Source organism: Pedobacter sp. SL55 (genome assembly GCF_026625705.1).
Lineage (GTDB): Bacteria > Bacteroidota > Bacteroidia > Sphingobacteriales > Sphingobacteriaceae > Pedobacter.
In genome coordinates, this window is record NZ_CP113059.1 from 4,310,806 (window position 1) to 4,325,413 (window position 14,608).

At 39.5% G+C, this 14,608-nt stretch carries 9 protein-coding genes; 2 read left to right on the top strand and 7 right to left on the bottom strand.

The annotated features are described in order from the left end of the window. Positions 1–23: 23 nt before the first annotated feature. The 6 genes from OVA16_RS19405 to OVA16_RS19430 all read right to left on the bottom strand — a co-directional run bounded on the left by OVA16_RS19405 (position 24) and on the right by OVA16_RS19430 (position 11,153). Positions 24–1,670, bottom strand: a complete 1,647-nt coding sequence (locus OVA16_RS19405; protein WP_267762654.1) for a beta-N-acetylhexosaminidase — start codon at positions 1,668–1,670, stop codon at positions 24–26. Positions 1,671–1,676: 6 nt separating this feature from the next. Then, on the bottom strand, positions 1,677–4,052 hold the full coding sequence (locus OVA16_RS19410; RefSeq protein ID WP_267762655.1) for a glycoside hydrolase family 3 N-terminal domain-containing protein: 2,376 nt from the start codon (positions 4,050–4,052) through the stop codon (positions 1,677–1,679). 15 nt (positions 4,053–4,067) lie between these two features. Further along, the gene (locus OVA16_RS19415; RefSeq protein ID WP_267762656.1) at positions 4,068–5,333 is read right to left on the bottom strand and encodes a glycoside hydrolase family 88 protein; all 1,266 of its coding nucleotides are present in this window, start codon (positions 5,331–5,333) and stop codon (positions 4,068–4,070) included. Between the two features lie 101 nt (positions 5,334–5,434). Next, the gene (locus OVA16_RS19420) at positions 5,435–6,364 is read right to left on the bottom strand and encodes a DUF5017 domain-containing protein (protein ID WP_267762658.1); all 930 of its coding nucleotides are present in this window, start codon (positions 6,362–6,364) and stop codon (positions 5,435–5,437) included. 12 nt (positions 6,365–6,376) lie between these two features. After that, a complete protein-coding gene (locus OVA16_RS19425) occupies positions 6,377–8,008 on the bottom strand; it encodes a RagB/SusD family nutrient uptake outer membrane protein (RefSeq protein ID WP_267762660.1) in 1,632 nt (543 codons plus the stop codon). 10 nt (positions 8,009–8,018) lie between these two features. Beyond that, positions 8,019–11,153 carry a SusC/RagA family TonB-linked outer membrane protein gene (locus tag OVA16_RS19430; protein ID WP_267762662.1) on the bottom strand — a complete coding sequence of 1,045 codons (3,135 nt, stop codon included), beginning with the start codon at positions 11,151–11,153 and terminating at the stop codon, positions 8,019–8,021. A 626-nt stretch (positions 11,154–11,779) separates the two neighbouring features. Between OVA16_RS19430 and OVA16_RS19435 the strand changes: the two genes are divergently transcribed. Continuing rightward, positions 11,780–12,232: a hypothetical protein gene (locus OVA16_RS19435; RefSeq protein WP_267762664.1), complete on the top strand. Its 453-nt coding sequence runs from the start codon at positions 11,780–11,782 to the stop codon at positions 12,230–12,232. Beyond that, on the top strand, positions 12,180–12,986 hold the full coding sequence (locus OVA16_RS19440) for a right-handed parallel beta-helix repeat-containing protein (RefSeq protein ID WP_267762665.1): 807 nt from the start codon (positions 12,180–12,182) through the stop codon (positions 12,984–12,986). The genes OVA16_RS19435 and OVA16_RS19440 overlap by 53 nt, the downstream gene beginning before the upstream one ends. A 58-nt stretch (positions 12,987–13,044) precedes the next feature. Here the strand turns inward: OVA16_RS19440 and OVA16_RS19445 are convergent, their stop codons facing one another. Beyond that, positions 13,045–14,493: a T9SS type A sorting domain-containing protein gene (locus OVA16_RS19445; protein ID WP_267762667.1), complete on the bottom strand. Its 1,449-nt coding sequence runs from the start codon at positions 14,491–14,493 to the stop codon at positions 13,045–13,047. Between the last annotated feature and the right edge of the window lie 115 nt (positions 14,494–14,608).

A 14,608-nucleotide genomic window follows, 5' to 3' on the forward strand; every position in this document is an offset into this window, starting at 1 on the left:
TCGGTTTTTATGCTTAAACATTATTATTTGATTTTTTCTTTCTCTCGTGCCGTTTGTTCCTCATTATCTGGCAACAAGCCTTTTCTTTGTGCTGGCGTGAGCAACTCTGGCGATGCTTTGGGGTTAAAAGGATTAAAGAAGTACAAACCATCAGCAGTATAAAGTTCAAAATGTTTCTTTAATCTGCTATTGAATTCAGTAAGATCCTTAGTTTCTACTTTTGTCCAAGCTGCTTCTGCTAATGCGGCAATACGAGGGAAAAGTTTGAAATCTAACTGCTGCTCGTCCACAATTACTTCTGTCCAAATATTTGCCTGTATACCCCTAATTAACGACGAAGCATTGGGCAAATCTGTAATTTCTTTGGATGGAAAATTGTAAACATTTTGAACAGCTACAAAACTACCAGCCCATTTACGACCAACCACGTGTGCCGAGTCTTGCACAAAATCGAAATACAAGGGTAAACGTGGGCATAAAACCACGTTAAATCCTTTTGCGAAGGCTTGTTTGAGGATTTCTGGTTTATCGTGTCGCCACCAAAAAACGGTGGTTTTCTCAGCAGGCAAATTACCGCTTACAATTTCATCCCAAGCTAACACTTCGTTGTTTAAACTTTTGATACTATCTGCCATTCTTTTAACGAAGTAGGCTTCTACCGCAGGCAAATCTTTAAAATTCTTTTGCTTCATTAAATCTTGTACCGCAGCATCGTTATTCCAATGTTGGTTACCAAAATGCACTTCATCTGCCCCAATATGGATCATTTGCGAAGGAAAAAGCGCATCTACTTCTTTTAAAATGTTAGTGAGATATTGGTAAGTACCTTCCTTACCCGGATTAAAAGTAAACTCGGGATATTTGGGCGAACCGCCGCCACTAAATTCGGGATAGGCTTTGTTTGCTGCCGTTGCGTGGCCAGGCATATCTATCTCTGGAATGACATCGATAAATCGCTCTGCAGCATAACTAACCATCTCCTTAATTTCTTCTTGCGTGTAATACTGTGGCTTTGCCAGCAGATCGGTAAAAGTACCCAACCCTCCTATTACAGTTAACTTCGGATATTTTTTAATTTCGATACGCCATCCGGGTTGGTCTGTTAAATGCCAATGAAACTTGTTGAGCTTGTAAAAAGCCATCCAATCTAGCATTTGCTTTACTTTTTCTTTTCCAAAAAAGTGCCTCGATTCGTCTAACATCAAACCTCGCCAAGCATATCTTGGTTGATCTTCTATATGCCAAGAAGGAATAAAAATTTGATTATTTTCTACTTTTTGCTGCCTTACGAGCTGAAGCAATGAGCTCACACCAGCAAATAAACCTTGCGCATGCGCCGCTTTAATTTCTATTTTATTGGCTGTTATGGATAACTGATAAGCTTCCAAAGCTTGTTTCGCATTGGGTTTTATTTGCAAATCAATGTAATTCGTACTGGCCTTATCCGCATTGCGCAGAGCTATACCTTTGTGTTTTAACAGCTCGGTTTGTAAGTAAGCTGCAATTTTTTGAGCTTCTTTATTGGCTGTGATTTGTGTTTGCTGATTAAGCGAAAAAACCTCTGATGATTGCTTGATGGCCTTCACTGGCTTTGGAATTAGTGCAATTTCTTGTGCACTAGCTCCAAAACCAACTAGTAGAAATATAACTGATATAATGATCTTTTTCATCCCAAACTATTGTACCGTAAAAACAGCTGTTTGCCTAATATCTTCAGATGAAGAGCCCACCATCACTTTAAAATCTCCAGGCTCTACCACTTGCTTCATCTCTCGGTTCCAAAGCATCAAATCATCTGGCACCAAGGTAAAGCTCACTTTTTTGGTTTCTCCTGCTTTTAGCTTAACACGCTCAAAGCCTTTCAAAAGTTTTTCGTAAGTAGTTACCGAGCTCAATACATCGCGAATGTACAACTGCACCACTTCGTCTCCATCTTTAGTTCCTGCGTTTTTGATATCTAGCGTTACTTCTACTTTTCCGTTTTGGTTAAGTTTGTTGTTAACTGAAAGGTTTTCGTAACTAAATGTAGTGTAACTTAAGCCGTGACCAAAGGGATACAACAAGCCTTTTACCCTAGCCGTTTCGCCTTCGTCCGTTTGTGCATTGGGTTTAGTTGGAAAATTTAACGGCAACTGCCCAACAGATTTAGGAAATGTCAACGTCAATTTGCCACCTGGATTATAATCTCCAAACAACACATCGGCCACTGCCAAACCACCTTTTACACCCGGGTAACCTGCGTAAATAATTGCTGGTGCATGCAAATCAACATAATTGATAGACATAGGCTGAGAACCAATTAACACCACCACATAAGGCTTACCAGTTTGGTGGATAGCTTTTACCAAGGCCAACTGATGTCCTGGTAAATCTAAAGAAGTACGACTTTTATTTTCTCCTGCAGTTTTGGTATTGCCTCCAATAGCCAATACTACCACATCAGAGTTTTTAGCTGTTGCTACTGCTTCATTAATTAAAGCTAGCTCTTCTGCATTTGGCTCCTCAGGTAAAATTTCGCTGTTTGGCCAGTTTTTGTCTATCAGTTCGCTGCCTTTGGCATAAGTCACGTTCTGAGCACCAATTTTTTGTTTAATACCTTCCAATATATTCACGCTTGACGACATTAGCGGACCATAATGCGCATGTGCATAATCGGCGTCGGCAGCATTTGGTCCAATAACGGCAACTTTTAATCCGGTTTTAGCTAAAGGCAATGCATTTTTAGTGTTTTTTAGTAAAACGATACTTTCTAACGATGCTTGTAAAGCTACCTGCTGGTTCGCTGCGCTGTTGACTAACTTCTTACTTGCATCGGCATCTTTTACATAAGGGCTATCGAACAAACCTAACCTAAACTTTACACTCAATACATCCGCTACGCGACTATTAATGGTTTCGATTGGAATTCTTTTTTCGTTCACTAATTCTCTCAAGAAAATGATGATACTATCTGGTCTTCTAAAAGTTGTACGCACGTTAAGCCCAGCAGTAAAAGCTTGGTAAACCGCCTCTTTTAAGTTTGCTGCAACTTGATGCTTATTGTAAAGATATTCCAAAGCATCGCTATCGCTTACCACGTATCCAGTAAAGCCCATTTCGGTACGCAAACGATCGGTTAGCCAATAACTACTTCCCGTAACCGGAATACCATTATAATCGTTATAAGAACTCATGATGCCCATGATGTTTGCCTCTTTGATTACCTTCTTAAATGGATAAAGCAGCACATCTTCTACCTCACGTGGCGAAACCTGCGGATCGGTACGGGCTAAACCTTCTCTGGCACCTTTGTTGGCACTGTAAACCGCAAAGTGTTTGGGTGTAGAAGCTGCCCCCATTTCTTGAATACCTTTGGCCATTTCTACGCCCAAGCGAGCAGTTAAGTAGGGATCTTCGCCATATACTTCTTCTAACCTACCCCAACGTTGGTCTCTTGCCACATCTAAAATGGGTGCATACACGTTGGTGTAACCTAATGCCCTGGCTTCCTTTCCTGTAATTTGTCCCATGGCACGTACCAAAGAGCGGTTCCAAGTCATGCCCATGTTTAATTGCGTAGGAAAACCTGTAGCCTGATAGGCTTCAATGCCTCTAATGCCTTCGTTAGAAAAATCTACTGGAATGCCTAAACGGGTTTGCTCTATGAAAAAACGTTGCGTTTCGTTCATTGCCCAAACGTGACGTTTCACATCGGTTACCAGATCTAATTTAGTTTCAACCAAGTTCCAATTGATAAAACCATTCAAATGTTCGTCTATATTAGCGATGCCATCTTTCCAAATTTCATTTTTCCATGAGGATGTAGGTAGCGAATCTTTCAAAATTCGCTTGTATCCATATAAAGTTGCCATTTGAGCGGTCTTCTCATTCAGGTTCATTTGCGAAATGAGATCGGCAACACGTTCTTTTGTGGGGCGTGATGGATCTTCATAAACATCTTTCTTGCCGTTTTTATTCAGATCGATCCAATCTTTTTTATAAATTTTGCTGTTTTGTGCTAAACAAGATGCACCGATAAATACGGCAGCGAGGGATAAGGCTATTTTCTTCATAAAAAATTTATTGGACTAATTTACTGCTTTCTGATATCTTAACAAGGCTTCTAAAAAATAATAATCGGCATAAACCAGAGGCGTACTTACCTCAAAATTATGTGGAAAGCTGCCTACGGAGTTTTTCAAGATAAAACCTGCGTTGGTACCAGGTTTGGCCAAATACTTATCGCTAGAAAGCGATTGTAACATAATTTCTGCGTTTTTGAAGTAAAACTGTTTTTGCTTGCCTGTTACATAAGCACTTAACTCTAACAAACCAGAAGCCACTAAAGCACCTGCCGAAGCATCACGAGGGATTTCCTTCAGGTTTATTCTACCTGCTGTTTCCCAATCGGGCTGATAACCTTTTTGGCCTACGTTAAAATCCCAATAGGGAATTTTATCTTTAGGTAAATTGGCATGGTTAAGGTAAAAATCGGCTGCCTTTTTAGCTGTTTGTAAAAAACGTTTGTCGCCAGTTTCTCTATACATCATGGTAAAACCATATATAGCCCAGCCTTGTCCCCTAGCCCAAGTAGAATTATCCGAATAGCCTTGATTAGTTTGTTGGTGCAGCACTTTGCCTGTTTCAGGATCGTAATCTACCACATGGTAAGTGCTAAAATCTTTCCTGAAATGGTTTTTCATGGTATTTTCTGCATGACTAATGGCTACATTTTTATATATAGGATCTCCCGTAATTTTAGAAACATAGCAAAGCATTTCCAAATTCATCATGTTATCAATAATCACAGGATATTGCCATACCGTTTTCCCATCCCAAGAGGCTTTGGTGTTCCAAGATTTGATTAATCCAACCTTTGGATCAAAACGTGTTAAGGCCGTTTTTGCCGAATGGATGAGGATATCTTGGTAAGCTTTAATTTTTGCTGGGTCTTTCTCTAACCTTACGGCATTGCCATAAGAACAGTACATTACAAAACCAATATCGTGATGCTGGTCAAGATCTTTCCCTTTTTCTAAGGCCTCTGTCCATTTGGTTGCAGTAGCTTTCCAAGTTGGATTTTTAGTGTATTCGTAAATATACCACATTACCCCTGGAAAAAAGCCTCCCGTCCAATCGAATACGCCTACGCCTTTAACTTCGCCATTTTCGTCTGTACTTCTAGGGAAACTAGTTAAATCATGCTGTGTTTCTAGCATCATTTTATACTGTTTGTCTGCCACTTCAAAATCTTTTTTAATCATTTGCGCATTTGCGGTGGCAGTGGTTAAAAATAAGGCAGCTAAGGCAGCGAACTTTGTATTTTTAAAGCCCGAACTTATTTGTTTAATCATTTTTTGAGATAAAAGGGTCTCCTTTTGGTAGTTACTCGAACTTCCAAATCTTAACCTGGGTAATAAATTTGATGAGGATTAATTGTTAATCCACTAATTAATTAGGGCACAATGGTTACTTGTACTTCTTTAATGGTTTTGCTTTCGCCATAAACGTTTACATTCGAAGCCACAAAGGTTACCGTATAGGTACCTGCCGCTGTATAGGTATTTTGGTAACTATCCATTCGGGTACTCATATTTTTTAGTGCTATTCCTTTATCTGGTTGTACTTTAGTTAAAGATAATCCACCAGAAATGGCCCACACCTGATTGCTACCTACCGTACCAGCACCGCCTTGGTATTTCAAGATGTTGTCTGTCCCAAAAGTCCAACTAACGGGCGATGTGGCTAATACCTTTACCGAAGTAAAACCGGCAGTTGTAATGTTCGCAACGGGAAGTACCTGACCATCTGTGGTAGTGGTTTTGATATCGAATTTATTTACCCACCAACGTGGTTGCGTTGTACCAGTTGTACCTGTGTATTTGAAGGCGAAATAAATCGGCTTTGCCTTATCTAAAGTAAAGCCCAAACTAGCTAATGTAGTTAAATTTACTACGCCAGAAGATACATAAGCCAAATCTGTAGATTGGATACCCGACAAGGTAAAGGCCGAGGTAATATCTGTCCAGTCTGCTGGATTTACACCTGCTGTAGTGTAGGTACCTGCGAAAGTTTGCGAGGCCATTATCCTTAACGACTGTGGCTGTTGCGCATCAGAACCGTAGCGTCTGTTGGTAGCAAACTCTAAGGTAATGTTATCGCTTTGGGCTTGTGTCCTATCCTTGTACACGTATTTTTGTCCTTCGGCACCAGAGTAAAACAATATTTGATCTGGGTTACCAGTAATTAAAAAATTAACTGGTTCTCCAACTTTATAACTCGATTTCTCTGGCTTTACATCAAAATCAAGTACAATAACTTCTTTTTTATTACAACCGAATAAGCTAACCAGCAACATCGGGAGTAGATATAGTTTCTTCATCATGTTATTCATCATTTACCAACCTGTATTTTGAGACATTGCTTTATTTAACGAGAGTTCTAGCACCGGAATAGGCAATAAATTGTTTCTACTGCTCACATTCTTGGCTGCCATTGCCGCAAAGGTCCAAGCGGCGGGTGCATCTGCCTGTATGGATGTGCCCAATTGGTTCATTTCTGATACGAACATATCCCATCTTACCAAATCAAATTTGCGTAAACTTTCAAAAGACAGCTCCAAGAAACGTTCTTTGCGGATGGCTGTTTTCATATCCTCATAAGAAAAAATGGTTGCGGTTAAATCTGATGCGTTGGCTCTATCTCTTACTTCTTTTAGGGCCTGCTTTGCCAAAGAGCTTGCACCATTTACTTCGTTTTCGGCTTCGGCAAACATCAACAATACATCCGCGTAGCGTAACAACGGAAAGTTTTGTGGGGTGTAGTTCTTATTTTTGGGCTTCAATTTTTCGTAAGCTCTGCGAAACTTACCTACGTTTCTGTTGTAGATCTGCGCCGATGTCCAATTCACAGAGTCGGTTACTGTAATTAGCGTGTTTACAGTAGAATAAGTGTACTGATAAGGAGCTATGGCCCAATTTTTTCTCACATCCTGATTTTCGTAGCTATCGAATAGTTTCTTGGTAGCATTAACCAAACCGTAGCTGTAGCCATGCACCTCATCGTTACATTGTAACCCAAAGGTGTTGCCTACACGACCAGATTCGAAATCGCCACCTCTGTTACCGTATAATTCTACCTCCCAAATGGTTTCGCCAACATCATATTTATCGCCAGCGTAATTGGTGAAAATTTGCTGATAGCTTGGCAATAAACGGTGCTCTTTTGGACCTGCATCGGGATAAACTATTTTTCTTGCCCATTTTAGAGCTTCGGCATATTTAGTTTGATCTCTAAGTGGCGCACCTGCCATTTTTAGATAAACTCTGGCTAAAATACCACGCACCGTAGATTTAGACACTCTGCCGCCGAAGCCAATGGCTGTAGCGGTTTTTACCAATGCTTCGGCCTCTTCCATTTCTTTGGTAATGAAATCATAGATCTCTTTTTGAGGAGTTGCCTGTATGTTTACATCATTTACCGAAACTGTAGGCGTAAGTTTAAGTGGCACGTTACCCCAATGATCCACCAATAAAAAATAATAATAGGCTCTTAAAAATTTCACTTCGCCCTTAGCCGCATCTTTAGCCGCTTGCCCCATGTTTACCCCATCAATGCGGCTCAAAAACACATTTGCACGCTCTATACCTTCGTATAAAAACCTCCAAAAATTGGCTACCGCAGGATCTGAGGCATCAAAGTTATAAACGGCCGGACCAAAGGTGTAAGCACTTCTAGAGTAAAAGCCATCATCTGCTACCGATAGCAACAATTGGTAATTACCTCCATATATTTCTTCTTTCGCCAATACATCGTAAACTCCGGCCAGACCTGCATTTACATCTGTTTCGTTATTGTAGTAGTTTTCTTTTACAATAAAAGTTGGTTCTTTATCTAAAAATTTCTTACACCCGCTAATTGCGAAAAACATCACTATCGCAAGCGTGAACAGTAATTTTTCTTTCCAACCTTTTTGATCAATTTTATTCATTTGAGATCTTGACTGATGAATATTTTTATAATTTTTCATGATTGCCTGCTTATAAGGTTACATTTAAACCAAACACAAATGTTTTAGGACGAGGATAAGATGAATAATCAAATCCTGGTGTGAGAGGCGTGTAATATACCGCCACTTCTGGATCGTAGCCAGAATAGTTGGTAAGTGTAAATAAGTTTTGTGCCGATACATAAAACCTTGCCGATTTTAACTTGATGCGTTTTACCAATTCCGAAGGCAATCTGTAGCCTAAATCAACCGTTTTAAGCCTCAGGTAAGAACCATCTTCTACAATGCGGCTTGAGTATGCATTAGGCCCTTGCCCATTTACCCTAAACATGGTGGTGTTGGTATTTTCAGGTGTCCATCTATCAGAAAAAGTAGCGTATTGGTTCAGGTAAGGCTTGTTTCCTGCTTCGAACAATAATCGGTTGGCGTTCATTACATCGTTACCGTACGACCACTGTAGAAACACATTCAAATCGAAGTTTTTGTACCTGAAATTATTGCTAAACCCACCTTGATGTATTGGATAAGCCCTTCCAATTACGGTACGGTCTAGGTCATCTACCACGCCATCGCCATTTAAGTCTTTGTATTTGATATCTCCAGGCTGAATTAATGACCGCGTATTACCATTGGTAGCCACATTTGATTTGAGCTGATAAGCACCGCTTGGCAATTGATCAAAATCTGAATAAGGATAAACGCCTTCCCAAATAAAGCCATACATTTGGCCTAAAGGCTGCCCCACTTTGGCGATATAACCTGGCAGTTCGCGGTAGTTTTGATCCCAACCTACCGTACTAATTAAACTTTCTTGGTTTTCTGTAAGCTCCAACACTTTATTTTTATTAAAGGCGATATTAAAAGAGCTTGTCCAATTAAAGTTGTTTGTTTTGACATTCTCTGTTGTAAAACTTAGCTCAAAACCTTCGTTAGAAGTTTTCCCAATGTTTTTAAATGCGGCCGAATAACCTGTAGAATAAGGAAGTTGTGCGTTTAACAGCAAGTTAGAGGTTATTTTCTTGTAGTAATCTGCCGTGATGGTAAGGCGTTGCTTAAAAAAACCTAAATCTAAACCAATGTTACTTTGGCCGGTGGTTTCCCATTTTAAATCTGGATTAGCCAACGAACTTAAGAACACGCCTTGTGCTAAACTGTTGTTGAAAGAATAATATCCGTTAAAATTACCATTGGTATTATCGAAATTCATTTGCGCATAAGTGGCATAATCGGTTACGCGGTTATTGCCCGTTACGCCATAGCCTACTCTTAATTTTGCATCAGAAATGAACTTGTATTTTTTAATAAAATCTTCATTAATAATTCTCCAAGACAAGGCTGTAGAAGGGAAATATCCCCATCTGTTACCATCTCTAAATTTAGAAGAACCATCTGCTCTAAATGATGCTGTGATGTAATATTTATACTTGTAATTGTAGTTGATACGACCCAAGTAAGACATCAACGACCATTCGCTGTTAATTGACGTTACTGGTTGCGAAATACCTTGACTTAAACCTGCTAAGCCTAAAACTTCGTTGGGTAATTGGGTTGCTCTCAAGCCGTATCTTTTGTAATTGTTTTCCTGAAAAATCAATCCGCCAACGGCGTTTAAATTGTGTTGACCAATTCTTTTGTTGTAGGTTAATAAATTTTCGTTTTGCCAAGTATTGCTATTGGTGTACAGCAAACCACCGTTTACTTTCTCGGTACTGCCAAAATAACCGTACCTGGTTTGTGAGTTGTTAAAAGTCTCTTGTCGGTAAGCGACATTGTTAATACCACCCGTAACTTTAAATTTTAAGCTTTTGGTAAAGGCATATTCTGCAAAGCCATTAGCTACCAAACGGTTTTCGAAGGTTTGTCGAAGTTCGTTTTTTGCAGAAAGAATTGGGTTGACACGGAAATCGTTTCTACCATCGTCTGCGCTCAAATCTGGATCGGTCAGTAAATCTTCTAATTCTAAACCGCTGAAAGAAATTGGTCTATAACCCCAAACGCTGTACATCAGATAATTCATTGCCGAGTAATTTTGGTCGGGTGTTGCTGGATTAGCACCATAGGTTTTAGCACCCGTGTACATTACCGAAGAGCCCACTTTAAATTTATCTGTAAAGGTTTGGTCTAACGTAAATTTGAATTGCTTGCGGTTAAAACCAGAGTTTATCAAAATCCCTTCTTGATCGAAAATATTGCCAGAAGCTGAATATTTGGTGTTTTTAGTACCGCCCATTACAGAAATATTGTGGCTTTGCATTGGTGCAGATTGAAAGAGCCTGTCCTGCCAATCTATTTCTTCTACGTTACGATAATAATCTAGCGTTCTGCCATCTCTTAAATAATTGGTTAAAATACCTATCGGATCTCTTTCGGCTTGTAATTTCACATACTCGTACGAGTCCATCAATTCTATTTTGTTGATGATTTTTTGCACGCCTGCATAAGCGTTGTAACTGATGGTTGGCGCTCCCTCTTTACCACGTTTGGTGGTAATCATAATTACGCCATTGGCACCTCTGGCACCGTAAATAGCTGTAGAAGAAGCGTCTTTTAAAACTTCGATAGATTCTATTTCCGCAGGATTTAAAATACTGGCGTTTGCCTCTTCCATCGGGAAACCATCTATTACATATAACGGAGAGTTATCTTGAGTTAAAGAGTTAGCACCACGTACAATGATATTAACGCCTGCTCCAGGCTTGCCACTTTCTGACGATACCTGCACGCCTGCTACCCTACCTGCCAATGCCTCTATGGCAGAACCTACGGGAGCTTTCTGTAAATCTTCTATTTTTACCGAACCTACTGCACCCGTTAAATCTTTACGCTGCACCTCGCCATAACCAACCACTACCACTTGGTTTAGCGATACATTATCTGTTTTTAACTTTACCTCTACAGTAGATTTTCCTTTTACCGTAATTTCTTGTGCTACGTAACTAATGAATTTGAACACCAACGTTTCATCATTATCGGCTAGTTTAATGGAGAACTTTCCGTTCAAATCAGTAACCGCTCCTAGGGTTTTTCCTTTAACGGTAACACTAGCACCCACAAGTGGTTCGCCGGTGTCGAAATCTTTTACCGTACCCGTTACCTGTCTGGTGGCCTGCCCAAAAAGCTGCATGCTTGTGAATAGTACCAAAAGAAAAATAAAGACTTTCCTCATATTGTTTATAGTTTATATTATTTGGTTAGATCAATTAGCGTGGTTTTAATTGTGCTAAATCATCTTTTCAAATTTATGAATAAGACTAGGGTTTGTAGGGGGTAACAATCAGTTAAAATAAGGGTAATAATTAATTTATATTGATGAATATGGTTAATTGGTTCATCGGTCATTAGTTCATTTGTCTATATCCCGCAGATTTTGGTTCATTGATAACTGGCAACTGTTAACTGTTTCTCCAGCAGATATTCGCTGATTTTACCGCTGATATTTGATGATTTGATGTTGGTTCATTCGTTCATTGATAACTGGCAACCGCTAACTGTTCCCCCGCAGATATTCGCTGATTTTACCGCTGATATTTGATGATTTGATATTGGTTATTGGTTATTGGTTCATTGATAACTTGCAACCGCTAACTGTTTCTCCCGCAGATGCCCGCAGATTTCACCGCTGATATTTGATGATTTGATGTTGGTTATTTGGTTATTGGCTCATTGGTCATTAGTTCATCAGCTAAATAGCATCCCCTTTTAAGCTAATTTATATCCCCTTACGCTTCCCGTAGTGTTGTAAATTTAATGCTAACTAAAACCAACCTATAAACTAAAAAAAAAATGAATAACATGAAATTACTTATGGCAATGGCCTTCTTGGGCTTTGGCATAACCGCTTGTACCAAAAGCGTATTGACAGAAAACGTGGCTACCGAAAGTGCTAAACTATTGAGCCAAACTAATACTGTTACCAACCTAACCATTACTACCGGAATGACTTTGGCCCAAATGAACCAAGTAATTGCCGCTGCCAATGCAGGAGATACCGTTTGGGTAGAAGCTGGCACTTATAACATTACTGGCAGAATTAATATGAAGGCTGGTGTAACCATGGCAAAGAAAACCAGCACCAATCCAATTTTTGATGCCACTGGAAGCACGGCACAACTTTTAGCGCTTAGCTATACCACAGATTTAAGCAACAGCACCTTCTCTGGCATTACGTTTTGGAACATCCGTTTTGTGATTAATGGCTCTTCTAAAACTACCTTCAAAATACTGTATTTTCGATTATGGGGTTAGAAAAACTGGTACCGATGAAAATTATTATTCGGATGCTTATGTACAATTCAACAATTCGGACCTGCCGCTAATTAACAACTGTGTTTTCTCCCGAAGGGTAAACAACAGTGGCCGTGGCATTTGGATTGGTAGCGGAACCACCAACAGCAAAATTACCAATTGCACCTTCGGGAATGGCGGTAGCACGGGATATTTCGTTACGGCAATTAACGATAACAGCCAAAGCAACTCATTAATTGAAGGCAATACCATTAACAGAAATACGGCGCTAAACTCAGATCTTTTACAAACCGACCATGGCATTTATGCCCACAGTTTTAATGGTGTTACCATTCACAACAACACCATTAGCGGCTGGCCTACTAACGCAGACGGCGGTGCTATTAAAGCCCGCAATGGACAAAATATCATCATCTCTAACAATACGTTGAACACTTCTGGCATTCTACTGTACACTTACGATAATACACCAGCATTTCCGTATTTAGATTACGTAAAAGTGCTGAACAACCAAATTAATATTGCATCTGCTATAAATGACATTTACCATGGCATTGGCTACTGGCGAAATAGCACATCGGTATCAGAATACTCGATTAGAATAGAAGGAAACATCCTCCCTAATGGCACCATTAGCTTCAATGGAAGTAATTTGAATGTCGCTAACTTTAACGCCGTTGGTGGTGGCGTTTTCAATAACGATTATGGGTTGATAAATTTAAAGTCAGGTATCAATCAATCTGGAAATTATTAAACAAAAAAGGATGCCAAAAACCACGCTTTGGCATCCTTTTTAGCTAAAAGACTAAGGTTTATCTCAAAAATTTCACGCTACTAGCCCCATCTTTAGCGCTTATTCTAGCAACCAATACACCCTTGGGCAAATTACTTGCATCTACCACGTAGGTATGGTTACCGGTATTTAATTTCAGCTTGGTTTGTGTTAATTTTCTACCATTGGTATCATACACGTAAAAATCGGCTACACTAGCATTAGCGGCGTTAATGGCTACACTCAAAATATTATCCTTAGAAAACACCTTAAAATCATCTTGCTGGTTTAAGCTATATTTTAAGGCTACAGTTTCTTCTATTTGATGAACCGTACCATCTTTGTCTACTTGTTTTAGCTGGTAGTAATTGTAGCCAACATTTGGGTTACGATCTGTAAAAGCATATCTACTCACTTCATTTGAATTTCCCTTACCAGTAATTTTACCCAACGAGGTATAGTTTTTCCCATCGCTAGCCCTTAACAATTCAAAGTAATCGTTATTTTGCTCAGAAGCAGTAATCCAGTTTAGCTCCATACCATTACTCAAAACTTTCCCTGTAAAAGAAATTAAATTTACTGGCGTAGTGGTAAGTAGGTAAGTTAATTTTAAATTAGACAAGGTAATATTTCCAGCAGCACCCGCAGCTCCGTTACCCGTAAACAAGAATGAGTTGATTGCATCTCCATTTGCGAAAGCGATAGAAGTTCCGCCTGCCAAGCCCCCACTACCAGTAACCTCTACCGAACGAGGAAAATCTGCGCCTATTTTGCTGCCATTAACCCAAATGTGATAGGAATTAGCCGGAAGCGAATAAGGTGTAGCGCTAACGGTATAAGTTTTAGCAGCCGATGAATTATTACAATACACATCTACATCGTATTCTCCTCCCTTAACAAAAGTTGTTTGATCTATTGTAGTGTAAGTAGTAGTGCTAGAGGCATCGCTTCCTAGCCTGTACTCGAACCTAATGGCTGTAGAGTTTGCCGTAGCAATAGGTGTCCATCTTAATGCAGTAAACAACTCGGCACTGCTCCTAAACACATTGTTATTACTAGCTGGGTTAAATAAATTGCCAGAATGTTTGCCAATAGCATAAACATAATTGCCAGCATCTGCAGTATTGATTGCGCCACTAAACTTAATCTTAAATGAATTAATCACCACATCTGTGGCACTAGTAACACTATTTACCGAAAAACGAGCGAAACTGGCCGTAGGAAGTTGAGCGATTAACTTGTTGTCGTTGGTTAGGCTAAAGCTTCCAGATGCTGCGCTCGCGTTCAAGTAAACTCCGGCATTACCACTTGGGGTTAGCGGCAAAAAACCAGCCGTGGTAGCATTTGATGATGAATTTGTACCTACCGTACTGAAAGTACTTGGCGTGGTGGTTAAACCGTAATTCCATTCTCCATTATTGGCCCATTGTGCGTACAAAAAATTGATGCTAAATAGCATACCAAAGATTAAAAGTAATTGTTTTTTCATATGTTTTTAATTTTATTTTCAGTTGTCATATGGAATAGCCAGATTATATTCATTTGTGATGGTGTTTCGGCAATCATGGCTATTTCATAATTATTTAGTTAGAAATTAGTTTAGG

Coding starts and splice junctions, on each gene's coding strand:
- OVA16_RS19405 (WP_267762654.1), bottom strand. CDS start 1,670: ATGAAAAAGATCATTATATCAGTTATATTTCTACTAGTTGGTTTTGGA.
- OVA16_RS19430 (WP_267762662.1), bottom strand. CDS start 11,153: ATGAGGAAAGTCTTTATTTTTCTTTTGGTACTATTCACAAGCATGCAG.
- OVA16_RS19425 (WP_267762660.1), bottom strand. CDS start 8,008: ATGAAAAATTATAAAAATATTCATCAGTCAAGATCTCAAATGAATAAA.
- OVA16_RS19415 (WP_267762656.1), bottom strand. CDS start 5,333: ATGATTAAACAAATAAGTTCGGGCTTTAAAAATACAAAGTTCGCTGCC.
- OVA16_RS19420 (WP_267762658.1), bottom strand. CDS start 6,364: ATGATGAAGAAACTATATCTACTCCCGATGTTGCTGGTTAGCTTATTC.
- OVA16_RS19440 (WP_267762665.1), top strand. CDS start 12,180: ATGGCTCTTCTAAAACTACCTTCAAAATACTGTATTTTCGATTATGGG.
- OVA16_RS19435 (WP_267762664.1), top strand. CDS start 11,780: ATGAAATTACTTATGGCAATGGCCTTCTTGGGCTTTGGCATAACCGCT.
- OVA16_RS19410 (WP_267762655.1), bottom strand. CDS start 4,052: ATGAAGAAAATAGCCTTATCCCTCGCTGCCGTATTTATCGGTGCATCT.
- OVA16_RS19445 (WP_267762667.1), bottom strand. CDS start 14,493: ATGAAAAAACAATTACTTTTAATCTTTGGTATGCTATTTAGCATCAAT.